23 protein-coding genes are annotated in these 24,175 nt (G+C 35.4%); 15 read left to right on the top strand and 8 right to left on the bottom strand.

The window, feature by feature from the left end; genetic code table 11:
* Nucleotides 1–69: 69 nt before the first annotated feature.
* The gene (locus ACF3OB_RS08000) at nt 70–249 is read right to left on the bottom strand and encodes a hypothetical protein (RefSeq protein WP_095893515.1); all 180 of its coding nucleotides are present in this window, start codon (nt 247–249) and stop codon (nt 70–72) included.
* 375 nt (nt 250–624) lie between these two features.
* On the opposite strand from ACF3OB_RS08000, the gene ACF3OB_RS08005 reads away from it, so the two are divergent.
* Nucleotides 625–810 carry a hypothetical protein gene (locus ACF3OB_RS08005; protein ID WP_095893514.1) on the top strand — a complete coding sequence of 62 codons (186 nt, stop codon included), beginning with the start codon at nt 625–627 and terminating at the stop codon, nt 808–810.
* A 13-nt stretch (nt 811–823) separates the two neighbouring features.
* On the opposite strand, the gene ACF3OB_RS08010 is transcribed toward ACF3OB_RS08005, so the two are convergent.
* Entirely contained in the window at nt 824–1,024 is a 201-nt protein-coding gene (locus ACF3OB_RS08010) for a hypothetical protein (RefSeq protein ID WP_042008384.1), read from the bottom strand.
* Nucleotides 1,025–1,710: 686 nt separating this feature from the next.
* Here ACF3OB_RS08010 and ACF3OB_RS08015 point away from each other — a divergent pair.
* The 3 genes from ACF3OB_RS08015 to ACF3OB_RS08025 all read left to right on the top strand — a co-directional run bounded on the left by ACF3OB_RS08015 (nt 1,711) and on the right by ACF3OB_RS08025 (nt 5,308).
* The gene (locus ACF3OB_RS08015) at nt 1,711–2,403 is read left to right on the top strand and encodes a TIGR00730 family Rossman fold protein (protein ID WP_095893513.1); all 693 of its coding nucleotides are present in this window, start codon (nt 1,711–1,713) and stop codon (nt 2,401–2,403) included.
* A gap of 109 nt (nt 2,404–2,512) precedes the next feature.
* Nucleotides 2,513–4,819 carry a beta-N-acetylhexosaminidase gene (locus ACF3OB_RS08020; protein WP_392447378.1) on the top strand — a complete coding sequence of 769 codons (2,307 nt, stop codon included), beginning with the start codon at nt 2,513–2,515 and terminating at the stop codon, nt 4,817–4,819.
* Between the two features lie 183 nt (nt 4,820–5,002).
* Nucleotides 5,003–5,308 carry a hypothetical protein gene (locus ACF3OB_RS08025; RefSeq protein ID WP_392447380.1) on the top strand — a complete coding sequence of 102 codons (306 nt, stop codon included), beginning with the start codon at nt 5,003–5,005 and terminating at the stop codon, nt 5,306–5,308.
* A gap of 101 nt (nt 5,309–5,409) precedes the next feature.
* Here the strand turns inward: ACF3OB_RS08025 and murF are convergent, their stop codons facing one another.
* The 4 genes from murF to ACF3OB_RS08045 all read right to left on the bottom strand — a co-directional run bounded on the left by murF (nt 5,410) and on the right by ACF3OB_RS08045 (nt 10,479).
* Nucleotides 5,410–6,750, bottom strand: coding sequence for a UDP-N-acetylmuramoyl-tripeptide--D-alanyl-D-alanine ligase (gene murF, locus ACF3OB_RS08030; protein ID WP_392447382.1), 1,341 nt, complete (start codon nt 6,748–6,750; stop codon nt 5,410–5,412).
* 95 nt (nt 6,751–6,845) lie between these two features.
* Nucleotides 6,846–8,507: a gliding motility lipoprotein GldJ gene (gldJ, locus tag ACF3OB_RS08035; RefSeq protein WP_172913875.1), complete on the bottom strand. Its 1,662-nt coding sequence runs from the start codon at nt 8,505–8,507 to the stop codon at nt 6,846–6,848.
* A 250-nt stretch (nt 8,508–8,757) separates the two neighbouring features.
* Nucleotides 8,758–9,711, bottom strand: coding sequence for an electron transfer flavoprotein subunit alpha/FixB family protein (locus ACF3OB_RS08040; RefSeq protein WP_042008263.1), 954 nt, complete (start codon nt 9,709–9,711; stop codon nt 8,758–8,760).
* Between the two features lie 21 nt (nt 9,712–9,732).
* Complete coding sequence (locus ACF3OB_RS08045; RefSeq protein WP_172913874.1) at nt 9,733–10,479, bottom strand: electron transfer flavoprotein subunit beta/FixA family protein; 747 nt, start codon at nt 10,477–10,479, stop codon at nt 9,733–9,735.
* 487 nt (nt 10,480–10,966) lie between these two features.
* Here ACF3OB_RS08045 and dnaG point away from each other — a divergent pair, with 487 nt between their 5' ends.
* From dnaG to ACF3OB_RS08060, 3 genes are all read left to right on the top strand, one after another.
* Complete coding sequence (gene dnaG / locus ACF3OB_RS08050; protein WP_392447385.1) at nt 10,967–12,934, top strand: DNA primase; 1,968 nt, start codon at nt 10,967–10,969, stop codon at nt 12,932–12,934.
* A 198-nt stretch (nt 12,935–13,132) separates the two neighbouring features.
* On the top strand, nt 13,133–13,438 hold the full coding sequence (locus ACF3OB_RS08055; RefSeq protein WP_042008258.1) for an HU family DNA-binding protein: 306 nt from the start codon (nt 13,133–13,135) through the stop codon (nt 13,436–13,438).
* A gap of 229 nt (nt 13,439–13,667) precedes the next feature.
* A complete protein-coding gene (locus ACF3OB_RS08060) occupies nt 13,668–15,209 on the top strand; it encodes an Rne/Rng family ribonuclease (RefSeq protein WP_042008256.1) in 1,542 nt (513 codons plus the stop codon).
* A gap of 259 nt (nt 15,210–15,468) precedes the next feature.
* Here the strand turns inward: ACF3OB_RS08060 and ACF3OB_RS08065 are convergent, their stop codons facing one another.
* The gene (locus ACF3OB_RS08065; protein ID WP_392447386.1) at nt 15,469–16,713 is read right to left on the bottom strand and encodes a DUF5103 domain-containing protein; all 1,245 of its coding nucleotides are present in this window, start codon (nt 16,711–16,713) and stop codon (nt 15,469–15,471) included.
* A gap of 89 nt (nt 16,714–16,802) precedes the next feature.
* Here ACF3OB_RS08065 and ACF3OB_RS08070 point away from each other — a divergent pair, with 89 nt between their 5' ends.
* The 8 genes from ACF3OB_RS08070 (at nt 16,803) to ACF3OB_RS08105 (ending at nt 23,495) form a co-directional block, all read left to right on the top strand.
* Entirely contained in the window at nt 16,803–18,059 is a 1,257-nt protein-coding gene (locus ACF3OB_RS08070) for a peptidase U32 family protein (RefSeq protein ID WP_392447388.1), read from the top strand.
* An 80-nt stretch (nt 18,060–18,139) separates the two neighbouring features.
* Nucleotides 18,140–19,372, top strand: a complete 1,233-nt coding sequence (locus ACF3OB_RS08075; protein ID WP_392447389.1) for an AAA family ATPase — start codon at nt 18,140–18,142, stop codon at nt 19,370–19,372.
* Nucleotides 19,373–19,990 (top strand): hypothetical protein, encoded by a 618-nt coding sequence (locus ACF3OB_RS08080; RefSeq protein WP_392447391.1) that lies wholly within the window; start codon nt 19,373–19,375, stop codon nt 19,988–19,990.
* A 215-nt stretch (nt 19,991–20,205) separates the two neighbouring features.
* Nucleotides 20,206–20,862 (top strand): hypothetical protein, encoded by a 657-nt coding sequence (locus ACF3OB_RS08085; RefSeq protein WP_042344446.1) that lies wholly within the window; start codon nt 20,206–20,208, stop codon nt 20,860–20,862.
* A 344-nt stretch (nt 20,863–21,206) separates the two neighbouring features.
* On the top strand, nt 21,207–21,437 hold the full coding sequence (locus ACF3OB_RS08090) for a ferredoxin (protein WP_042008246.1): 231 nt from the start codon (nt 21,207–21,209) through the stop codon (nt 21,435–21,437).
* Between the two features lie 24 nt (nt 21,438–21,461).
* On the top strand, nt 21,462–22,070 hold the full coding sequence (locus ACF3OB_RS08095) for a porin family protein (RefSeq protein WP_392447393.1): 609 nt from the start codon (nt 21,462–21,464) through the stop codon (nt 22,068–22,070).
* A 5-nt stretch (nt 22,071–22,075) separates the two neighbouring features.
* Entirely contained in the window at nt 22,076–22,573 is a 498-nt protein-coding gene (locus tag ACF3OB_RS08100) for a hypothetical protein (RefSeq protein WP_231550006.1), read from the top strand.
* A gap of 10 nt (nt 22,574–22,583) precedes the next feature.
* Entirely contained in the window at nt 22,584–23,495 is a 912-nt protein-coding gene (locus ACF3OB_RS08105; RefSeq protein ID WP_095893503.1) for a DUF6427 family protein, read from the top strand.
* On the opposite strand, the gene upp is transcribed toward ACF3OB_RS08105, so the two are convergent.
* Nucleotides 23,466–24,122, bottom strand: a complete 657-nt coding sequence (gene upp / locus ACF3OB_RS08110; RefSeq protein ID WP_042344448.1) for a uracil phosphoribosyltransferase — start codon at nt 24,120–24,122, stop codon at nt 23,466–23,468. The two genes, ACF3OB_RS08105 and upp, sit on opposite strands and share 30 nt — an antisense overlap.
* Nucleotides 24,123–24,175 lie beyond the last annotated feature (53 nt).

Genomic DNA, 24,175 nt, shown 5'->3' on the forward strand with positions numbered 1-24,175 from the left:
GAATAAACAGAATTGCACATATATTAAATAAATATAAAAATCTTTGATTCTTCATGATTAAATAAAAAATTAAAAACAATCTGAGGCTGCAGCAGCTCCAAATGAGGTAATTGCAAGTCCCCATCCAATCGGATTGAACACACCTATTACCGAGCCTACTACAATCCCTACTCCTAAAATACCACAATTTCTCTGACTTATTTCTCCTCCTTGCACATTTTCCATTTGATTTAATTCTAACTTTTTCATAACAGTAAAATTTTTAAAATAAATAATTCACTTAACGACTCATATAGTTTTTCCGGATAACTACAGTGTAAATCTAAAAAAAAGATATTACAATTCAAATAAAAAATAAGTTTTTAACTATATTTAACTTTAATGATATGTTTGTCAAGTTTTATTGTTATAAAAATGGTTTAAATATATGTATTTTTAATTTTAAGTGTTATTATTTTATGAATAATATAGCGTTTTAAAATATGAAATATACAATAAAGTTGTTGATTCTTTGATAAAAATTAATTTGTGCTATAATTTGAAAAGAAATTACTGAATGAAGAGTGACGGGCTAAAAAAATCAATGAATTAGTTTTTTTGTAACAATTAAAACACAAAAACAAAATGATACAAACAAACGCTACATCAACTTCTATTTTTCAATTCTTTGGCTTTCAAGAAAATATATTGAATATAAAAGTAATCGCCGAACCTAAATACAAGATAGCTTTGTGTTTTCTGCTCAAAAAATCTACCATAAAGAAATTGACCAATATGAGTAGTAATAAAACTATTGAATTCAGTACTTAATTTCATGTATTTTTTAATGGTTCAACACTGATTTTTCAGTATTTTGACCACTTTTCATCGGCATTGGAGATTTGGCGTTAAGAAAATCAACGAATAGAGCGTGGAAATTTTCCATTGTTCGAAGCGACCGTAGGAAGCAAGTTTGGAAAATTTTAGCGACATGAGTCTGATTTTTAGACAAATATCCAAAGCCTTGATTTTTGGTTCTTTTCATCTAAGGAAAAGAACAATATATGAAAATAAATAATGAACTCAATAAAACTATTTACAAAACAGTTTAACATTAGAATCCTTTACTTTACTTTTTATATATCTTTCGCTTTTGGCTCATCAAACAAAAATAGCTTCCTATTATTACGAATATAAAAAACCTTTCCACATCGTCATAACTTATAAAATAAGTAGCAGCTAATAAAGAAACAAATTCAAATACACCAAAGGAAATTTTTTGTGCATTTTGTTTTTCGAATGATATTGCAAACAAGGACAAGCAACTCATAGAAGGATAGTGTCAATAAATGTTCCTATTGAGGATTTTCACCGATATACCAACCCAATCTGTAGGTATAATCTAAATCTTTTGCGTAGGTGCTATCGTTTAAACATCTGGGAAACAAAAATTTAACCTTACTTGATTTTGTTAAAATTATGTCGGAGTGTGGAGCCTTATTCCACTTTAACAAATCATAGTAGGAAGAATAAACAAAGTCATCACCATAAAAAACACCATTTTTATTGTTTTTAAAACTGATAAGTAATCTTTTTTGACTTTAAAAATATTCTGTGAAGTAAAGCTATACCAGTGAATTCCAATTTTCGATTTTTTTCAAAAAATGAATTGTTTTTCTTTTCAAAGTTCCATAACTTTGCGGGTTCAGTAAAAAATATCAAATATTGATTATGAATAAAATAAAACATTCAAAAGTTTGGAACGAAATTAAAACAAACGACTCGTGGTCAATTTTCAAAACGATGGGCGAGTTCGTCAATGGATATGAAAAATTAAGTCTTATAGGGCCTTGTATTTCGATTTTTGGATCGGCTCGTATAAAACCTGGTACAAAGTACTATGAACTGACGGTTCGTATTGCTGAAAAAATTGTCAATGAAGGATATGGTGTCATTACTGGCGGAGGGCCAGGGATTATGGAGGCTGGAAACAAAGGAGCTCATATCGGGAAAGGAGCTTCGGTAGGGTTAAACATTGATTTGCCATTTGAACAGCACGACAACCCGTATATCGACAGTGATAAAAACCTGAATTTCGACTATTTTTTTGCTCGTAAAGTGATGTTTGTCAAGTATTCTCAAGCTTTTGTAGTGATGCCTGGTGGGTTTGGTACATTGGACGAACTTTTCGAAGCAATAACACTTGTACAAACACACAAAATCGACCGTATTCCAATCATTTTAGTAGGAACTGAATTCTGGCAAGGGTTAGTAGATTGGATTAAAGTCACTCTTTTGGAGCATTTTGGGAATATCAGCCCTGAGGATATAAACCTTTTCCATTTGGTTGATTCCGAAGATGATGTGATTGACGTAATCGAAAAATTTTATAGTAATTCAAATCAATTACGTCCAAACTTTTAAGAAAGTCGAACCTAAACTGAAATCCATTTTCCTTAGAGTCTTTTTTAATCTAAGGAAAAATGGAACAACAATACAGTTAACTACTAGATCTTAACTATAAATTATTACCATGAAACCTTACTTTTTATTATTCGCTATCTTGTTAATGGGTTGCCATGAGAAGAAAAATTTTCATTTCAACGAAGATGATTTGTTACTAATCCCGAAGCCTGAGCAAGTAGTGTTGAACAACGGATTTTTTGAGTTTACAGCAGAAACAAAATTCATAGCTAACGATTCGCTACACCCTGCTATTAAGTTGATTACTGATAAGTTTCATCGTGCTTCAGGGTGGGATTTTTCTAAAAATACTGTAACAGATAGCGATGTAAAATTCAATTTCGTACAATTGATTGTAGATGAAAATCTACCCAAAGAAGGATATTCTTTTTCTTCCGATAGCGACAAAATTTTAATTTCTGCGTCGGATTACCGTGGATTTGTCTATGGATTGCAAACCCTACGACAATTACTACCAAAAGAAATTGAAAGTCAAAAAATCACAACAATTGACTGGGTAATTCCTTCTGTAAAAATCAACGATACACCTCAATATGAATGGCGAGGATTGATGTTGGATGTGGCTAGACATTTTTTCCCGAAAGAATATATCTTGAAAACCATTGATCGAATGGCGATGCTGAAAATCAACACCTTTCATTTTCATTTGTTGGACAATGAAGGATGGCGAATTGAAATCAAAAAATATCCAAAACTTACGGAAGTTGGAGCGTGGCGTGTGGGTCAATTCGACCAACATTGGAATGCTCGCGTAACCAATGACCCTAACGAAAAAGGCACGTATGGTGGTTTTTTCACCCAAGAAGATATTAAAGAAATTGTAGCATATGCTGCAAAATATGGCATCACTGTAGTCCCTGAAATAGAAATGCCCGCTCATGTGATGAGTGCCATTGCGGCATACCCTGAACTATCTTGCCATAAACGACCTATAGCTGTGCCGTCTGGCGGAGTTTGGCCAATTACGGATATCTACTGCGCTGGTCAAGAAGAAACCTTTTCATTTTTAGAAGATGTTCTTACTGAAGTAATCGATTTATTTCCAAGTAAATACGTGCATATTGGCGGTGATGAAGCTACACACACTGAATGGAAAAAATGTCCAAAGTGCAAAGCTCGTATGAAAACCGAAAATTTGAAAAATGAACACGAGTTACAAAGCTACTTTATCAAACGAATCAATACTTTTTTAAAGTCAAAAAACAAACAGCTCATCGGTTGGGACGAAATCATTGAAGGTGGATTAGCTGATGATGCGGTAGTTATGGTATGGCGAGGTAACAACATCGTTAAAAAAGCTACTGAAAAAGGAAATCGTGTGATTTTGACCAGTCAAGGCTATATCGACCAATATCAAGGATTGCCTGATAATGAGCCTTTGGCAATTGGTGGATATTTGCCTGTAAGCCGAATTTACAATGAAGCATTTTCTGAAAAAGAGTTAAGTAGCGAGGAACGTTCTCGTATTTTAGGGGTACAAGCAAACCTTTGGGCAGAATATGTACCTAATGAAAAACATTCCGAATATATGTTATTCCCACGCCTACTAGCCATGTCCGAAGTATTTTGGAAACCTGAAAAAGAACGAAACTGGACTGATTTTGCACAACGTTTGCAAAAATCATTGGCTCGTTTAGAGATAATGGACATCAACTATGCCAAATCCATCTACCAAACCACAGGAAAAGTATTTGATAACGGCAATAACAGTGTGAAAATTAGCCTTCAATCAGAAACTCCAAATGCAGACATACGTTATGTGTTGAACCAGTCCGACTTTAGCAATGCAATCCCGTACACGGACACCTTGCGTATCAATGAAACTACCCAAATTCAAGCTGCAGTTTTCTTTGATAATAAACCACATACGGCTGTTTATAGCAATACGATAACGTTTCACAAAGCTATGAGCAAACCTACTTCATATAACCCAACTTACCACAAAAGCTACTCCGGACAAGGAAATAAAACACTAACCAATATCGTTCGTGGTACAAAAGATTTTCATGACAAACAATGGTTAGCTTGGTTAGTAGACAACGCAACTATTAACATTGATTTAGAAACTCCTCAGGATATAAGCAAAGTTGTTGTTGGAGCTATGGAGAACCAAGGTTCTGGAATTTATTTCCCTACCGAAATACGCCTTTTCACCTCTGAGGATGGAAAAAAATATACTCCAAAAGGAAAAATCGAACGTCCTTATTCAGTCAATGGATTTGCTATATTGCACGATTTTGCTTTAGAATTTCCTACAGAAAAAACACGCTTCATCAAAATAGAAATTAAAAACTTAGGAAGCCCACCCAAAGGAGGCGATGCGTGGCTATTCATTGATGAGATATTAGTTTTTTAATTTACCTACAAGAATAGAAGCGAAAATAGTCACAGTCCATAAATTTGGAGATGATTCTTTGCAACAAGTAAGTTTAAAAAAGGCTTAATAGAGATTTTTTAGACTCAAATTTCAGTTATAATTTTTATTTTGAGCAGAAAAACATAATTTTGTGCTTCTTTTCAAAAAATCAGCACAGAGCCAATGGAGAGAATTTACAAATCCTGCAAATATTACAAAAAAGAAAAGCAAAACCCCTTCATAGATTCGGATAAGTTAAAAGCTCGTTTCTGGGAAGGGGAGAAAATATTTTGTGAGAAATGTGAAGTAAACAAGAAGTATTATAACATCATGTTAAAAGAACTTAACCTATCCATTAGAAAAGGAAATGTAACAGGTAAGTTGTTAAGTCCTTCAATGCCAATTGAAGAAAAAGTAATTTTATTCTTTATAGATTTATGGAATGGCAAATGGTTTCCTTATGAAATTGATGTGATTTTAAAATATTAATGCATAATTTATCCATAAAGCCTCACAAACAGTCAGCAGACTAAAATTAAAAACGACAACTTACCTTTAGAATGTTTTTAAGCATGAAAGAAAGTAAAGACTTATAAAATAACTCGCTCCAAAGCCATTCCCCTTGACCCCTTGATTAGTATAAGGCAATCTGAAAATTGTGAAAACGAAAATGCTTGTTTGAATTCATCAAATGTTTTAAATTGAGGGTGTTTGGTAGAGGTTTTTGCAAAATTTTCCCCTATAAAAAAAACAGCTTTCCAAGGATGGGATTCCACCAAATCTACGATGTTCTGATGCTCTGTCAGGGCAAATTTGCCTAATTCAAACATGTCTCCTAAAATGAGTACTTTTTTGTCAAAACTCTCAATTGTTAGCATGTTGTGTATGGCTGCGGACATGCTACTTGGATTAGCGTTGTAAGCATCTAAAAAAATGGTATTTCCCTCTAAGTTAATAATTTGACTTCGGTTGTTTGTAGGCACATATTTTTCAATCCCTCGTTTGATAGCCTCGGGAGGCAATTTGAAATATTTACCTACGGCAATGGCTACACCTATGTTCGAAAAATTGTAACTTCCTGTTAGATTCGATCTTACTACTGTAGTTGAATCAGTAAACTCATCTAATACACCAATTCCCAAAAGCGATGGTTTTTCTATGCCATCGGTCATTTTTCTTAGTGCTGAATTTTCAAAAATCACTTCTACAGGATGTGTATTCTTTAATTTTACTTTAGTGTTTCCTTGATTTCCAAAAGAATAGACGTTTTCGTAATTTTTCAAAAGATCTTTTTGTAAAGCATCGTCATTATTCAAAAAAATTGTTTTGTTGTATTTTTTCAAATAATCATACAATTCTCCTTTAGTTTTAATAATTCCTTCAAAACTTCCAAAACCTTCTAAATGAGCCTTTCCAATACTGGTTATATAACCATAGTCTGGCTCAACAATGGAGCATAAAAAAGCAATTTCTTCAGGGTGATTAGCTCCCATTTCTACAATAGCAATATCAGTCTCTGCTTGGATTGATAACAAGGTAAGAGGAACCCCAATATGGTTATTCAGATTCCCTTGGGTAGCAACTACTTGAAATTTTTCTGACAGTACTGATTTCAACAGTTCTTTTGTGGTTGTTTTTCCATTACTTCCTGTAATCCCGAAAATGAGTGTTCCGAGTTTTCGGCGGTGATAGTTTGCTAATTGTTGTAACGTTTTCAGTACATCGTCTACTAAAATCATTTTATCCGAAACTTTCATACTCGAGTCATCTATAACGGCATAATTGGCTCCTTTTTCCAAGGCTTCATTAGCAAATTTGTTGCCGTCAAATGAATCTCCTTTCAAAGCGAAATAGATACAATTTGCAAATATGGCTCTACTATCCGTACAAACCCCTGTTGACTGGACGAACAATTCATATAGTTCTTTCATAAGCTATCATTTGTTTTTCGGTAGCAATATTACAAAAAAAACGCCATAAATAAAATATATTTATAGCGTTTTTAGATTATTATTTAATAAAGGTATTATCCTTTTGGTCTTTTATTTGCTTTGGATGATTTAGAACCTACACGGCTCATTGCATTTCTAAATCCTATGTAATCCGTTGCTATGTACTGAGGTAAATATCTTCTTTGAGCTGGATCAATCCAATAGGCTCTATCTCTCCAAGAACCTCCTTTGTAAATACGTACTTCGTCGTTTATCAAGGTAGTACGTTCGTTTGATTTGTCATAGCTTCTGGCGATTCTGTTTTCCAACGAATCTCTTGAAATTTGGTGTTTAGGTGAATTGTACATTGAGTTTTTGTAATCCAAATCGCCTCCACTTAATTCACTTCCGCCACTTCTGTAGTTACGTGTTGACGACTTATCCCCGTCATTATAACTTCTATTCTCACTACGTGTGAAGTTATAACGCAGATAGGTTTCGTTTTCATCAACTGGAACGGTTGCGATATTACCTGGAAGATTACGAGCTACGATTTTCCCGTTACTCAATGTGTCGTATTTAACATTTTCAGGCGTTACAATCACATGTTTACCATCCTCCCCAATAGAGTGTTTCATGTATACGTTACCACGATAATAGTTAAAATCGGTAACTTCGTCATCAACAATCGGACGATACACATCGGCAACCCATTCTGCAACGTTTCCTGCCATGTCATACAATCCAAAATCATTCGGTGGATACGTTTTTACAGGAACTGTAATATCGCCTTTGTCATCAGACCAACCTGCTAATCCGCCATAGTCTCCTTTACCTTGTTTGAAGTTCGCCAACTGGTCACCACGTGACGAGCGTTTTGTTGAACGTGTATAGGCTCCATCCCAAGGATATTTTTTTCTACCTTGCAAACTATTGTACTCACGAATACCATTTAACGATTTGGCTGCATACTCCCACTCAGCTTCTGTTGGAAGTCTATATTCTGGTAGTAATACTCCACTGGTTTGCTTAGCAAAGGTAGGCTCTCCTTCTTTGGTGACAGCCTTTTTACCTGCAAAATCAGTAGCTTGTCCTCCATAAGAGTCTGATGGTGTGTAAAGATACGTTTCTGTACTGAAAGTACTTCCAGCCTCTACTTGATAGCGTGTGTTTTTTTCAATATATCCTGTTCTTTCCAAAATAGCTTCATTTACGCGATCCGTACGCCAAGCACTGAATTGTACCGCCTGAACCCAGTTAACCCCAACTACAGGATATTCCGCATACGCAGGATGACGCAAATAATTCGTTACCATTGATTCGTTAAATCCAAGAGGGCTTCTCCAAACCAATGTGTCAGGTAATGCTCCAACATAAATGTTTTTGTATTGCTCTTCGGCTGGAGGAAAGACATGCTTTAACCAATCCAAATACTCCATATACATTTTGTTGGTAACTTCTGTTTCATCCATATAGAAAGACTGTACATGCTGCTGCGTTGGAAGGTTATTCCAATCGTGCATCACGTTATCTTGAACCTGCCCCATAGTGAATGTGCCTCCTTCAACCAAGATAAGCCCTGGTCCTGTTTCCTGCTCTTTGAAGTCTGTGTTGTATTGAAAACCTCCTTCTTTTGAGTTGATGCTCCAACCTGTTGCACTGGAAATATTTTTATTTGTCCCCTTTTTACAACCTGTCAGTGCAAACCCCGAAAAAATTGCTATGACGGCAAAGAATCTTAATAAATTATTTTTCATAGTAAAACTACTTTGTTAGTATAAAAATCGGGTGCAAGTTAGCAAAAGTTTCTCTAACTAAACACATTCGGCAAATATTTTAACTTGTTATTTTTAAACAACTTATTGTTTAAAACCAATTAAATATCTAATAATTAAAGAGTTAATTTTATAAAATCAAAGTCTAAAAACCTTTTTTATAGAAAAAATTAACATATTTAATTGTTGTTTTTTAGCTTTTCCAAATAAAACATGATTGCGTAAAAAACGATTATTCTTTGAAGGCTTTTAACTTAGAGATTAGTTCTGGGACTACTTTAAATGCATCTCCTACTACGCCGTAATCTGCAACCTTGAAAAAAGGAGCATTTTCATCGCTGTTGATGACTACTTTGATTTTAGAAGCGTTAACCCCTGCTAAATGTTGGATAGCTCCAGAAATTCCAATAGCGATGTATAGATTTGGTGCTACGGGTTTTCCCGTTTGCCCTACATGTTCACTGTGAGGTCGCCAATCCATATCGGACACAGGTTTTGAACAAGCAGTTGCTGCTCCGAGTACGTCTGCCAATTCTTCAATCATCGCCCAATTTTCAGGTGCTTTCAGTCCACGTCCTGCCGAAACAACAATTGCCGCATCATCCAACGATACTTTGCCTGTGTTTTTTTCGCTTCTCACTACCTTAATCGGTGGTTCGGGTACTTCGGTCGGAATTTCTTCTACGGTCATCGAAACAGGAGTTTCCTTTACTCCGTAGGCGTTCCCAGCAAGGCTAACCACTTTATTAACTGAATCTATTTTTATTAAGCCAACAGCTTTGTTTGAAAAAACATTGCTCTTCACCTCAAAATTATCAACACTCGCAGGTAACGAAATTACATTTGCTACATAACCTGCTTTCATAACCACAGCTAACGAAGGAGCTATGTTTTTCGCGTAAGATGATGAACTGAATACGACTATGCTACTTGACTCTTTTTCTGCTGTTTTTCTGATGATTTCAGTGTACACTTTGGCTGAAAACTGATTGAGTTGGTCGTTGTTTACTACTATTGCTTTGTTTACACCGTACGTTTGCAATGGAGTGATGTCTTCAACGTTGATTGCTACGGCAACCAAATCAGTATTGTGCATATCGGCGAGAGCTCTTCCGTAGGAGGCTACCTCATACGCCGTTTTTTTTAACGTTCCTTTTTCGGAATCTACGTATATTAATATTGACATTTTTTCTACTTTTTTCAAAAATTAAATCACTTTGGCTTCGTTATGCAACAAATGGATAAGTTCATCTAAATTGTCCGATGCTATCATTTTAACAGGATTTTTGGAAGGCGTTTTTTCAAATCCTACTACACTGGTGGGTGCTGAAACGCTTTCGGGTTGTATTACCGTGATTTGTTTTGTGCGGGCAGCCATCAAATTCCGCATATTTGGTATCCGCAAATCTTTATCGTGAACCAATCCTTTTTGAGCTGCTATCACCGCAGGTAATTGAGTTTTGATTACTTCTTTACCTCCATCGATTTCACGAGATGCTTCAATGTCTATACCGTTGATTTCTAAACCTATACATTTGTTAATAAAAGGGTAATCAAGTAGAGTTGCAAGCATCCCACCCACCATTCCACCGTTGTAATCAATGGATTCTTTACCTGTAATTATTAAATCAAAACCTCCATTTTTAACAATTTTTTCAAGTTGTGAGGCTACAAAAAAACCATCTGTAGCAGTGGCATCTACTCGGATGATTTCATCGGCTCCTAGAGCAAAGGCTTTGCGGAGAATTGGCTCTGTTTCAGGAGTTCCCACATTCACTAAGGTTATGGAAGCGCCCAATTTTTCCTTGAGTTGGATAGCTCGGGTAAGACCATACTCATCACTCGGATTGATGATAAACTGCACTCCTGAGGTATCAAATTTTTGATTGTCGTTAGTAAAGTTTATTTTTGAAGTAGTGTCAGGAACACTGCTTATACAAACTAATATTTTCATTATTCCTAATAATTTTTTACTTGAATACACTTAAAGATTGTTCTTTAGAAAAGAACAATCCTTGCAAAATTCAAAAAAAAAATGATTGTATGCAAATCTTTTTGCAGATTATCTGTTTTTTATCATTCTACATCATTCTATTTTTAATGAAAAATCAGACACAATGTGTTGAGATATAAGATAGTTAATGCGAATCAATGTAAAATGCCAAATTACATAAGAGCTACTCTTCCTGATGCATATTTAGTTAATGTCCTATTTTCTTTGTAGTGCAAAATATTATACGAATTGTTAATATGTTTGATTGAATGATATTTTTTGCTACTTTTGTCCGTCTGTGTAAAAAACAAGCAGTCAGTAGAGTGATATACAGCAAACTATATTAGGAAAACAAGGGATTTACTCTCATTTTTTAGGCAGGAGAAAATGTTATTTTAGTACTTTTTTTATTTATTAAGGCTAATAATTTTTTTAAAGTGGAATAAAAATGATCTCAAAAGCAACCATAGACAAAGTGTATGACCAGATGCGTGTTGAGGAAGTCGTAGGAGATTTTGTACAACTCAAACGTTCCGGTTCCAATTATAAAGGATTAAGTCCATTTTCTAATGAACGAACTCCCAGTTTTATGGTTTCTCCTGTTAAGCAAATATGGAAAGATTTCAGTAGTGGTAAGGGAGGAAATGCTATTGCTTTTTTGATGGAACACGAGCATTTCACTTATCCAGAGGCGATACGCTATTTAGCAAAAAAATACCATATCGAAATTGAGGAGACCCAACAGACGGATGAAGAAAAAGACAAGGCAGATGAACGAGAAAGCCTTTATATCGTTTCGGAGTTTGCTCAGACGTACTTTGAGAAAATCCTGACTGAGAGCGAATTAGGAAAAGCTATCGGGATGAGTTACTTCAAAGAGCGTGGTTTTACATTGGATACCATTAAAAAATTCCGTTTGGGATATTCCCCTGACCAATGGAGTGCTTTTACAGACGAAGCTCTCAGCAAAGGATATCAACTTGAGTTTCTCGAAAAATCGGGTCTGACAATCGTTAAAGAAGATAAAAAGTTTGATCGATTCAAAGGGCGGGTGATGTTTCCTATTCACTCAATGAGTGGACGTGTATTGGGGTTTGGCGGACGTATACTTACGCAAGATAAAAAAGCTGCAAAATATCTCAACTCTCCCGAAAGTGAAATCTATCAGAAAAGTAAAGTTCTTTATGGGATTTATCACGCTAAACAGGCAATTGCTAAGGTTGACAATTGTTATTTGGTGGAAGGATATACGGATGTAATTCAACTACATCAAAGAGGAATTGAGAATGTGGTAGCCTCAAGCGGAACGGCTCTTACTCCTGAACAAATACGCCTCATTCATCGGTTAACCAATAATATTACCTTGCTTTACGATGGTGACCCTGCTGGGTTGAGAGCTTCCTTACGAGGGGTTAACCTTATTTTAGAGCAGGGGATGAATGTGAAAATATGTACATTCCCCGACGGTGAAGATCCAGATAGTTTTGCTCGAAACAACGCTTTGGAAGACATTACTCTCTATTTGGAAGAAAATACTACGGACTTCATACGCTTCAAAGCATCACTTCTGGTGCAAGAGGCTCAAAATGACCCCATAAAAAAATCAGAAACTATACGCGACATCATAGAGAGCATCTCAAAAATTCCTGATTCAATAAAACAAGAAGTGTACATCCGCGAATGTGCTGCATTGATGGAAATTTCCGAAGATGTGTTATTTGCTACTCTGTCGCAAATATTAAAGAAAGATATTTACGAAGGACAAAAGGTAGAGCGTAAGAAAACTCAAAAATTAGAAGTTACACGAACTAAAGAAGAACAAATAAAACTGTCTATTGATCGGTTACAAGTTTTGGAACACGATCTGATAAAGTGTCTGTTACTTTATGGAGATAGAAAGTATACATTTGTTGATGTCATATTAAAACCTGACGAAAAAGGAGGTGTGCAGGAATATAAAGTGCAGCAAGAGCTTAAAATATATGAAAAAATATATTTGGAGCTACAAGAGGATGAAATTCATTTTGCGAATCCGGAGTTTAGACATATTTATGAATTGGTGATGAGCAAATACGAGGACTCAACCTATCAGTTATCTACATTTGTCAATCAGCTTCCTATCGAATTAAGCGGAAGAGTAACTCAAATCATTATGGAAGATGAAAATTTGACATTACACGATTGGCTTCGCAAAGATATTGTAGTGAAAAACAAGGACGAGAATATAGACATTGCGGTAATAGATATTTTGTTAAACATCCGAAAACAGCTAGTGAGTAATTTGATTGCCGATATTATGCAACGAGTACAAACCTCAGTTGAGGTAGCCGAAAAGAACGAAGCTATGGCAGAAATTATGGATTACATACAACTCCAAAAAACATTGGCAAAGCGATTGAATCGGGTAGTCAATTAAAAATAGTTTTACTGTTGATTAACTAAATGCGCAACTAACTCATTTTCAATAATTTTGAAACCTAAAAATTTTGTAAGGCTGTTAAAATGAGGCGGTAAATAAAAAAATATTAACCTAACATCATGTTTATTAAATATTTAATTACTATATTTGCAGTCCGAATAAGTTAAAATATTAATATTTAAAAAGAAATATAAAATGACAAAAGCAGAAATCGTATCAAAGATCGCTGATAAGTTAGGTCTTGATAAAAACGACGTTCAATCAACGGTTGAGAACTTTATGGATGAAGTGAAAGCATCGTTGGAAAGTGGGAACAACGTGTATTTGAGAGGTTTTGGAAGTTTTGTTATCAAAACAAGAGCTGAGAAAACAGGACGTAATATTTCTAAAAATACAACTATTAAAATCCCTGCTCACAACATCCCTTCATTCAAACCTGCAAAAGTGTTTGTTGATGGTGTAAAAACAAAAGTAAAAGTAAAATCAGGAAAAAAGAAATAATTTTAAACTAATTAAATACATTAAGCTATGCCAAGCGGAAAAAAAAGAAAAAGACATAAAGTTGCTAACCACAAACGTAAAAAAAGAGCGAGAGCTAACCGTCACAAAAAGAAAAAGTAGTTTTTAACTACTTTTTCTGTCTTATGTAAAAACGTTCATTGAAAAAATAGTTTATGAAATTAAATCACTCATAAACAATGTAGTAGTTTAACAAAAAAATCCAAACAGAGTGAATAAAGAACTAATCATTCGTTCAGGTTCCTCTTATGTCGATTTTGCTTTGCTTAAAGAAGGAAGGCTCATTGAACTCCACAAAGAAGAGGATGCTAATGGTGTAGGTGTGGGGGATATCATGCTTGCCAAAATCCGAAAACCAATTCCTGGGTTGAATGCCGCTTTTGTGGATGTAGGTCACGAAAAAGATGCATTTTTGCATTATTTGGACTTAGGTCCTCAGGTTTCGTCTTTACAAAAATTTGTCAAGATGATTATTTCAGGAAAATTAAAAGATTATTCTTTAAAAGACTTTCCTTTAGAGCCTGATATTAATAAAGATGGAGCAGTAGTAGATGTTTTGAAAGCAGGACAACCCATTTTGGTTCAAATTGTAAAAGAACCGATTTCGACCAAAGGTCCTCGTATCAGTTCTGAATTGTCCATCGCAGGGCGCTATTTGGTGTTAGTACCCTTTTCTGATAGAATTTCTATCTCACAGAAAATTGAAAGCAAAACCGAAAAAGAACGACTACGACGACTTCTGCAAAGCATTAAACCTAAAGGCTTTGGCGTAATTGTACGCACCGTAGCAGAAGGTAAAAAGGTAGCGGAACTGGATAAGGACTTACAGGGTTTATTCAACCGATGGGTTTTGATGTGTAAAAAAATTAACAAGGCTGTTTTCCCATCCAAGGTGATGAGCGAAATCAGTAGAACAGGAGCTATTTTGCGAGATATGTTCAACGATTCTTTCACAGGAATTCAGGTGGATAACGAGACTCTCTATGAGCAAGTTATCAAATATGTTCAAGAGATTGCCCCTGAAAAAGAAAGTATCGTAAAACTGTACCGTTCTTCAGTTCCCATTTTCGAAAAGTTCCATATTGAACGACAAATTAAGACGGCTTTCGGACGAACCGTTTCAATGAGCAAAGGAGCTTATTTGGTGATTGAACATACTGAAGCACTACACGTTATTGATGTCAATAGTGGAAATCACTCTAACAAAGCTGATAATCAAGAATCTACGGCTTTAGCAGTAAATTTAATTGCAGCAACAGAGATTGCAAGGCAACTGCGTTTACGTGATATGGGAGGTATCATCGTTGTTGATTTTATTGATATGTCCAATACGGATAACCGAAAGATTCTTTTTGATCATCTACGACAAGAAATGTCGGAAGATAGGGCAAAACACAAAATATTACCTCCAAGTAAATTTGGGTTAATACAGATTACGCGTCAGCGAGTACGCCAAGAACTAAACATCAAAACCAAGGAAGAAAATCCGAGTAAAGAAGGTGAAATTGAAGCACCTATTGTTTTAGTTGACAAAATCAACATAGAACTTGAAAGAATCATTAAAGAGAGTACCTATAAGGGTAGCATTGTGCTAAATGCACATCCTTTTATTGCAGCGTATATTACCCACGGACTAATGTCAATACGCTTTAAATGGTTTTTAAAATACAAACGGTGGGTGAGGGTAATGCACCGCGATGCATACTCCTATCTTGAATACCGTTTTAAAACCAAGGAAGGAACACCTCTTTAAAAAAACAAAGGCTTTGCGAGAAATTGCAAAGCCTTTATTATTTTCAGAAAAAGAGGTCTGTAGAGTTTCAAATATTTTTGTGTTCCTGACAAGCTACTTTCCAGCAAAGTTTGTTTCCGTTTTACAGATACAGCAAGAAAAATACTTTTGAAATAAAAACCAAAATCACAACTGAAAATTGAACTTTAAAATATCCATTAGAAACAATCGTCTAAAAAATAGCTTAATTTTTAGACATTATACCGAAAATATATCCACTTTACCTTGAGATATTACTACTATTAGCTCCTCCAAGTCCGATCACTTGATCATAAAGAGCGTTAGGAGCTCGGTAATAGACTAAAATGGTATAATTATTTTCTGTTTGTTGAAAATTCCCGCCAATTTCATTAAAATTTTCTTCGTTTTGCTCTTTTGTAGCAAATTTATAGTTATAAAATCCTTGTTTTAGCAGGATTTTTCCTTGATGAATTCTTTTTTCTTCATTGTAAGTAAGTTTGTAAATGTCTAAAAGCTCATAATTGGAGAATTTTCCGTATACGTATACTTCTTTTTTGCCGAAAGAGGCGGGTAATTCTAATGAAAAATGTATCCAGACGTAATCCGCTTCGTTATCCGGGTTGCGTCCGTCCAATGTGTTTATTAGAAAATCTCCGTTGATATCAGGATTGTAGGTGTAAACCCGATTCGCACGGCTTATATTTCCAAATAGAACGTGTTCAAACAGTTTGTTTTGGAATATTTGATATGTAGCACCTGAGGTTACACGTAACTCTTTACTATCAAAGTAAAAATATTCATTACCTCCATCAAAAGCACTTTCAAGATCGTGTTTGTAAATAAGTTCTCGCCCTATTGTGAACTGAGGTTTGAGATTCGTAATAGCATTATTCCAGCAATAGTTTTGCAAGACAGCTACTTTAACATTTGATGTAGGATCTTGCAGATGTAACCCCAATTCTTTGATGGAGAATTGCACCACTTGTTTGGTGTCGAAATGTTGTAGGTCGCGTGTGCGTTTGATTTCGGATTGAATGCTTACTAATGGATTGTAAACTACGAATCTACGGGAGAATAATTCCGTTCCAAATCTGTCAATAATAGAAAGAAGATAATTGCCTGTAAGGGTAATTTTTGTCAAATCATTGGGCAAATTAAGTCGATAGTGAGAGTAGGATTGCAAAGTTGCGTACGAATTGCTTTCGGGGCGTAGAGGTTGCTCATCCATTCCTTTAATATATTCGCTTTTTAGCAAATTGGAGGCTGTCCAGTCGGCGTTGCAATGCGTAATTTTATAGTAATATGTTTCCTCATCACCACTTAAGTCGTCGAACTGTAGAGTAAACATTTCATTGAGTCGCACAATCGGGAATTGGCTTTTATCATTTTCTGAAGCCTTAAAAATAATTGTTTTTATGAATTCTGGAGGTGCTTTTTCGGTAAGAATTTGAGCGTTGACTCCAAGACTGTAACCGAATAGAAAGTATATAATTAATTGTTTCATACATATATTTTTAAAAATCAAATGTATGAAAAAAAATCGTATAAATAAAAATTTTTTATCTTTGCACTCGCTAACTTTCAATCAAATTTATGACAAATTCAGGAAAAATAGAGCTGATGGCTCCCGCAGGAAACTTCGAATCGTTACAAGCAGCTATTGATAATGGTGCTGATTCGGTGTATTTTGGCGTTGACCAGCTCAATATGCGTGCCAGAGCCAGCATTAATTTTACCATTGATGATTTAGACGAAATCGCACGCCGTTGCCACCCCAAAGGCATACGCACCTATCTGACACTCAACACAATTATATACGACCACGACCTTTCCATCATAAAAACCCTACTCGATGCCGCTAAAAAGGCAAATTTAACCGCAGTTATCGCTATGGATCAGGCGGTTATTGCCTATGCTCGTCAAATCGGAATGGAAGTACATATTTCCACCCAAATCAACATCACAAACATTGAAACGGTACGTTTTTACTCGCTTTTTGCCGATACGATGGTGATGAGCCGCGAACTTAGCCTTCGGCAAGTGAAAAAAATCGCCGAACAAATTGAGCGTGAGCAAATAAAAGGGCCTTCGGGCAACTTGGTCGAGATAGAAATCTTCGGACACGGAGCCTTGTGTATGGCTGTGTCTGGAAAGTGTTATTTGAGTTTGCATTCGCACAATTCATCGGCAAATCGGGGGGCGTGTAAGCAAAATTGCCGAAAAAAATACACCGTTATCGACCAAGAAAGCGGTTTTGAAATCGAAATCGATAATGAATATATGATGTCGCCCAAAGACCTGTGTACCATTGACTTTCTCGACCAAGTGATTGACGCAGGAGCCAAAGTTCTTAAAATCGAAGGTCGCGGAAGAGCCCCCGAGTACGTGGCAACCGTAATAAAAACCTATCGCGAAGCCATCGACGCCTATTACGACGGAACGTATTCCAAAGAGAAGGTACAAAAATGGATGGAAGCCCTATCAACGGTCTATAACAGAGGATTTTGGAGCGGATATTATCTCGGACAGAAATTAGGCGAATGGAGCGAGAACCCAGGGTCGAACGCCACACAAAAAAAGGTCTATGTGGGGCAAGGAAAGCATTATTTCCCCAAATCGGGCATTGCGGAGTTCGCCATTGAGGCTTTTGATATCAAAGTGGGCGACAAACTGCTCATCACAGGACCCACAACGGGCGTGCAGGAGTTCGTCCTCGAAAATATGATGGTCAATGACGTCCCTGCGGAAAAAGCCACCAAAGGCGATTCCTGCACCATCAAAACCGATTTCAGAGTGCGACTTTCCGATAAATTGTACAAAATCGTAGCTACGGAGTTTGCAAAATCGTAATTCGGTAGGGGCGTATTGCATACGCCCTTACGAAAAAAAACAAAAACGGAGTTTAAGGTGTAAAAATGAAATTTGTAAAAATGAAATTACACAAATTATATTTAAAAAACATAGGTCCTTTTTTGGAAGGCGAAATTGAATTTGACCAAGTTACCATTCTCACAGGAGAAAACGGAACAGGAAAAACCGTAGTGCTTGACGCTATTCGGAAAATGTTGTTAGGGAATGATTACTATCGTATTCTTCCTAAAATGAGAAATGTCCGAAGAGAAAATTCCTTTAAAATAGAATTATCTTTATCGTTTAATGATAAAAAAATAGAAATAGAATCAGATAGTATAAACAATAATTACTCATTTGAAAGCTTTGAAATAAAAAAATCAAATTCCCTATATTATGATTTAGGAAATGTATTCATTAATGAGACGAAATCCAAAGGCAATCGTTGGATAGCTAATTATTGGACTTCGCAAAATGACCACTCAGATTTTCACATTCCGAGTTTGGATTTTATCAAACCTGAAAATTATTTGATTGATAGTCTTGATGGCATCCAAAAAAATGCTGAAACGACCAAAATCGTTACTTTTTTGGATTACTACAAGTCATCAGATAAGCCCGAAGAAAAAAAAGAAGGAGAGTTCATTTTTGAAATTTTGAAAAAAATATTCAAAATCAGTCTGTACGAGGGTGAATTTGTATATGTGGACAGAAGCCGACTAATGCCAGTCATTATTCAAAATGGTGTGGAAGTTTCTTTGGATAAATTAAGTAGCGGAAACCTCTATTTGGTGCAAAGACTTATCGGATTGCTTGGGCAAATGTATTCCGTGTACAAACTCAACAATTTGCCTTTGGAAGAAATGTGCAACACACCCGGATTACTGCTCATTGACGAGGCAGAAAACCATCTCCACCCAAAATGGCAAAAGACTTTCATCAAATCTATTTTGGAACTCTTCCCTAACTTGCAAATCGTTGCGGCTACGCATTCACCGTTCATTGTTGGTTCGGTGGAAAACGCAAAAATCTATGTTTGCAAACCAGAAACAGACCATTCCATCATAGTAGATGAAACGGCAAATTATTCCAACAAACCGATTGAGGAAATCCTTATTTCTGAGGTTTTTGGAGGGACAACACCTTTTGCAAATGAGGAAATCAACAAGTTATTAAAGGAACGAAAAGAAGCTATCGAAAAAGGCGACAAACAAGAGGAAGAACGCACCGAAAAACGATTGTTGGAACTTAATCCGCAATATTTTTCATATTTAGAAATGGATAAATTGTTAGATGAGCTAAAGAATAAATAAATGATACATTTAGAACGATTGACAAAGCCTGATGTTTTGGCAAAAAACGAAGCTAAATGGACAGAGAATTTTATTCAGTCAGGCAAAGACAGACCCAGCAGTAGCAAATACGGACATCCTGAAATAAAAGAAGCTTTAGCGAGTATTAGTGCTAATAAATGTTTTTATAGCGAGATTTTACTTTCCCCAATTTCAGATGCTCAAATAGACCACTATGTAGAGGTGTCAGAAGATAAAACAAAAGCCTTTGATTGGAATAATCTCTATTTTACTCATAAAAATTGTAATATAGGCAAAAGTCCTAATAAAAGCATTCCAGTTTCAGAATGTTTAGACCCTTTTACAGATAGTAATGAGGAGATAGAAAAACATCTTTATTTTGAAGATGAAATGATTTTATCAGACACTGAAAAAGGAAAAAGAACCATTCAGAAATATAACTTAAATAGTGATTATTTCAATTTACAACGAAGTAGAACGCTAATTAAACTTTCACAAGCAATCGTTTTATGTTTACAAGATAAAGTATCAAAAGAAGAAGTGATACGATTCGCAAATTCTGATAGACCTTTTTCATTAATGATAAGACTTTATTTGAAAAAACATAATATTTTATAAAGAATAAAAGGAATAACAAAACACCCTTCGGAGCGTTCAAATGAGCTGATGCACCACTGAAAAACACTCCGAAGCATTTTAATAAGTCAATGTGGGAATAAAACAAGCAAATGTATAACTAAAAAACCTTCCGAAGTATTAAAATAACAAAGGGAGACACCAAAACATAAAAAGAATTCAAAGAATAGAAAAATAATTGTAAAAACGCTAAAAAAATGAAAACATATTATCTATCTAACGAACAAATGCTTCAGAATTTTGGAGCGATGTTTGAAAATCTGTCCAAAGAGGGCGATTTGAAAACAGAATTAGCAGAATACGGCTACGACGATGCCAAAATCGCTGAAGGAAAAGCCCTTTACGATGAGGCTCGTAAAACATTCGATGCCAATATAAAAGAAACACGCGAAGAGACATCGGCGTCATTGGCTTTTCAGGAAAAATATCAAAACGTACAGAAAAAATATAGTACACATCGCAAAAAGGCACGTATCGTCTTTGAGGACAACGAAGAAGCTCTTCGTCAGCTTAAACTCAAAGGAAGTGCTGCCCGAGCCATCGCCGCAGCTATGGAAGAAATGAGAGCGTTTTATCAGCTTTTGGATACCACTCCCAATCTTCTTACCCCACTAAAACAACTAAAAATCAACGAAGAAGATGTTAAAAATCAGCTTCAAGAACTCCCCGAAGTAGAAAAAGCCTACGCTACCTATCTGCAAGAAAAAGGGGAAAGCCAACAAGCCACCCGAGACAAAAACAAAGCCTTTGAAACCCTCGATAAATGGGTATCGAAGTTCCATAAAGTGGCTAAAATCGCCCTTGAAGACCGCCCACAACTTTTGGAAGCTCTCGGGAAATTTGTAAGAAGCTAATATGTTTTTAGAAAAAACAAAATACGGGTTCAAATAGAAGATAATTTGTTTTCTTAAAGAAATTTTCTAAATAAGTTGATTTATAAAATTGGAAAATGAATAAAGTATGATGGGAATAAAAAACGGATTTTTCCTACTAAGCTGAGCAAAGTCTCAAAAGCAAGTATATGAGCGAAGTTTTCAATAATTGTAATATAGAAAAAAGCAAACAACTCTGTCAGGCTGAGCGAAGTCGAAGCCTCGTGATTATAGAGCTTCGACTTCGCTCAGCTTGACAAAAAAAACAGCCTGACACGAAAAAATATCATCGTACTTTTATAACACAATTTAAAGATAAATAAATAATGGTAGTAGTAACCTTACAGCGTGATAAATGCATTGGGTGTAATTATTGTGTGGAAGTAGCTCCGGAGCAGTTCCAAATGTCGAAGAAAGACGGAAAAAGTGTTTTGCTTCGCTCTACAGAGAAGAAGGGGTTTTTCACACTCAAATCGCACGATGATAGTATTTATGAAAATTGTGCAGAGGCTCAAAAGGTATGTCCCGTTAAAATTATTTCAACTAAAAAAATATGATGTTTAACTAAAAAATATATGAATATGAAAAAAATATTATTTTTGCTATTTATTGGATTATTTTTCCAACAGGCAAAAGCACAGTATGTAGGGATTAAAGGAGGATACAATTATGCTTCGTTAAGTGGAGATGTAAATCCTGGGGTTGAACTTTCCAGATATCACGGTTTTTACGGTGGAGTTACGATCGATTTTTCTTTGTCGAACTTGTTTTTCGTACAAACAGAGGGACTCTATACTCGCATAGGGGGAACTGTAAATGTGGCAGGAAGTGGTGTAAAGGTTGCATTAGATTATATTTCAGTTCCAGTTTTGTTAGGAATGAAAGTTTATGAAAGACTCAGCGCTCAAGTGGGGCCACAGTTTAATTTTTTGGCTAAAAAATCAAAATTTTCGTACAAAAAGAACGAGGAAGAAGTGATTGTTGAGAAAGCATTCGATAACTTTGACTTATCGCTCGGTATCGGACTGAAGTACACTACTTCTTCAGGTTATTTCGTTGAAGCACGATTCAATCAAGGATTGACAAATATTGCGGATAGTTCCAATGAATCGTTAAAAAAAATGAACATAAGTTCCACGAATAATTTTAAAAATTCGTATATTTCCATTGGAATGGGATATAGATTTTGATGTGTATGAGAAAAATAAGAAAAGTTACTTTTATTTTGATGAGCGTTTGGTTTGTTTTTGTAGTGCTTTTTGCTTGTACAAAATCTAAAATTGAACGTAATCCGTATTTGCCTGAAAGTAGGTTTTCTTATACCATAAATTTGAATCTGCCTGTATATAACTCATTGAAGTATCCACAGAATACTATCTATATTTCAGAGATTGGACTTAAGGGTGTTTTTGTAACGCACGTTAGCAATAATCGGTATGTAGCATGGGAGGCAGCTTGTCCGAATCAATATCCGTCGGCTTGCGATCGATTGTACTGTGCTTCGAAGGAGGGAGAGAGGTTTCAAATCTGTACAAATAATTCCAATGCGTACATTTTTGTGATATGCCCTTGTGATGGTTCGGTTTATAACTTGGTGAATGGCAGCGTTATGGTGGCGTCATCGGAACGTAGCTATCCGTTGTTGAACTACAATGTATCCGTTTCGGGGAATCAAATTACGGTATCTAACTAATTGATTGAAAATGATTTCTAATAGATTTGAAAATAGAAAACCCGCCAATTTGTTAGCGGTAATCTTAGCAGTAATTTTTGGACAATTGCTCTACGAGTTTTTTATTTTCGATACGATTTGGAATGTATGGCATGTTTTCAGAATCATTGGAGTAGCTTCTTTACTGTATGTTACATTGTATTTTTTAAATAAAATTGATCGTTGGAATGAATTGACTCAAGGAAACTCCTATTCATTATTGTTTTTTGGGGTATTCGTAATTCTTTTTCCTACTGCGTATACTAATTTGCTTATTTTAGCTTCCAATTTACTTATAACTATTGCAATATGGCGTATGTTATCATTGAAAAATGAAAGAAATATTCCTCAAAAGATATTTGATGTCTCATTTTTGATACTTTGTGCGGGGTTATTCAATGTTTATGCTTTGTTTTTTTTGCTAAACGTATGGATTTCACTTCTTTTGTACCGTTCTAAAAAGAAAAAATATTGGTTAATTCCTTTTTTTGCTATTTTTTGTGTTGGAATTTTATCATCTGCAATGTTTCTGGTGTTGGATCTTACCTTTACAGTTCCTTCAACAGGAGATTTATGGGATTTTTCGTATCAAAAGGCATTGCACCCACCCATGTTATTTTCGCTAATTTTAATGGGATTCATACTCATAACATCATTGCTGGTCTATTTTTTTAAGAATAAATACCACAGCGGAAGCAGTCAATTGATTGTACAGATTTTGTCTGTAGGTCTGATTGTAACCTTTTTTTCAAAGGAACCGGTCTTTATATTCACGCCCCTTTCGATATTGTTTGCCCTTTATGTTGAAAAAATAACAAAAAAATGGCTAAAAGAAACCGTTTTGTGGTCACTGTTAACCATTCCTTTGGTGGTATTATTGTTGCATTTTATATCCGAAAGCTAAATCACCTGCATCTCCCAATCCTGGAATGATGTATCCTTTTTCATTTAGTTTGGGATCAGTGGTGGCAATCCACAGGTGAGTGTCCTCGGGGAAGTTTTTTTCTAAGTAATCTATTCCTTCTTGAGCACCAATAACAGCAAACAAATGTATTTCTTTGGGTTTTCCCAAGGAATTGAGTGCGTTGTAAACGTTTACAAATGAGCGACCTGTAGCAAGCATAGGGTCAGCTAAAAAAAGAATTTTATTTTCTAAGGAAGGAGAAGCTAAATATTCCACTAAAATATCAAAATCTGTTTCAGAGGTGTGTTTCCGGTAGGCAGAAATGAAAGCGTTGTCAGCATTGTCAAAATAGTTCATAAGTCCTTGATGAAGTGCTAATCCTGCTCGTAAAATGGAGCATATAACCACGTCGTCTTTAGGGATTTCTACTTTTTTCTCACCCAATGGAGTCGTTACGATTTCTGATTTGTACTGTAAAAATTTACTCATTTCATAGCATAGAATTTCTCCTATACGTTCTAAATTCGTACGAAAACGCATACGATCTTTTTGAACGTTCACATCTCGTAATTCGGCTACGAAGCGATTTAAAATCGAAGGCTTTTCGCCTAAGTGGTGTATGATCATATGTATCAGTATTTTTACATGTTTTGTCTTGCAAAGTTACAAAAATTAGAAGA

It is taken from the genome of Capnocytophaga canis (assembly GCF_043187445.1).
GTDB lineage: Bacteria > Bacteroidota > Bacteroidia > Flavobacteriales > Flavobacteriaceae > Capnocytophaga > Capnocytophaga canis.

Bases quoted from the DNA above. Each gene is read 5' to 3' on its own strand.
- ACF3OB_RS08000 (WP_095893515.1), bottom strand. From the start codon at position 249: ATGAAAAAGTTAGAATTAAATCAAATGGAAAATGTGCAAGGAGGAGAA.
- ACF3OB_RS08005 (WP_095893514.1), top strand. From the start codon at position 625: ATGATACAAACAAACGCTACATCAACTTCTATTTTTCAATTCTTTGGC.
- ACF3OB_RS08010 (WP_042008384.1), bottom strand. From the start codon at position 1,024: ATGAAAAGAACCAAAAATCAAGGCTTTGGATATTTGTCTAAAAATCAG.
- ACF3OB_RS08015 (WP_095893513.1), top strand. From the start codon at position 1,711: ATGAATAAAATAAAACATTCAAAAGTTTGGAACGAAATTAAAACAAAC.
- ACF3OB_RS08020 (WP_392447378.1), top strand. From the start codon at position 2,513: ATGAAACCTTACTTTTTATTATTCGCTATCTTGTTAATGGGTTGCCAT.
- ACF3OB_RS08025 (WP_392447380.1), top strand. From the start codon at position 5,003: ATGGAGAGAATTTACAAATCCTGCAAATATTACAAAAAAGAAAAGCAA.
- murF (WP_392447382.1), bottom strand. From the start codon at position 6,750: ATGAAAGAACTATATGAATTGTTCGTCCAGTCAACAGGGGTTTGTACG.
- gldJ (WP_172913875.1), bottom strand. From the start codon at position 8,507: ATGAAAAATAATTTATTAAGATTCTTTGCCGTCATAGCAATTTTTTCG.
- ACF3OB_RS08040 (WP_042008263.1), bottom strand. From the start codon at position 9,711: ATGTCAATATTAATATACGTAGATTCCGAAAAAGGAACGTTAAAAAAA.
- ACF3OB_RS08045 (WP_172913874.1), bottom strand. From the start codon at position 10,479: ATGAAAATATTAGTTTGTATAAGCAGTGTTCCTGACACTACTTCAAAA.
- dnaG (WP_392447385.1), top strand. From the start codon at position 10,967: ATGATCTCAAAAGCAACCATAGACAAAGTGTATGACCAGATGCGTGTT.
- ACF3OB_RS08055 (WP_042008258.1), top strand. From the start codon at position 13,133: ATGACAAAAGCAGAAATCGTATCAAAGATCGCTGATAAGTTAGGTCTT.
- ACF3OB_RS08065 (WP_392447386.1), bottom strand. From the start codon at position 16,713: ATGAAACAATTAATTATATACTTTCTATTCGGTTACAGTCTTGGAGTC.
- ACF3OB_RS08070 (WP_392447388.1), top strand. From the start codon at position 16,803: ATGACAAATTCAGGAAAAATAGAGCTGATGGCTCCCGCAGGAAACTTC.
- ACF3OB_RS08075 (WP_392447389.1), top strand. From the start codon at position 18,140: ATGAAATTACACAAATTATATTTAAAAAACATAGGTCCTTTTTTGGAA.
- ACF3OB_RS08080 (WP_392447391.1), top strand. From the start codon at position 19,373: ATGATACATTTAGAACGATTGACAAAGCCTGATGTTTTGGCAAAAAAC.
- ACF3OB_RS08085 (WP_042344446.1), top strand. From the start codon at position 20,206: ATGAAAACATATTATCTATCTAACGAACAAATGCTTCAGAATTTTGGA.
- ACF3OB_RS08090 (WP_042008246.1), top strand. From the start codon at position 21,207: ATGGTAGTAGTAACCTTACAGCGTGATAAATGCATTGGGTGTAATTAT.
- ACF3OB_RS08095 (WP_392447393.1), top strand. From the start codon at position 21,462: ATGAAAAAAATATTATTTTTGCTATTTATTGGATTATTTTTCCAACAG.
- ACF3OB_RS08100 (WP_231550006.1), top strand. From the start codon at position 22,076: ATGAGAAAAATAAGAAAAGTTACTTTTATTTTGATGAGCGTTTGGTTT.
- ACF3OB_RS08105 (WP_095893503.1), top strand. From the start codon at position 22,584: ATGATTTCTAATAGATTTGAAAATAGAAAACCCGCCAATTTGTTAGCG.
- upp (WP_042344448.1), bottom strand. From the start codon at position 24,122: ATGATCATACACCACTTAGGCGAAAAGCCTTCGATTTTAAATCGCTTC.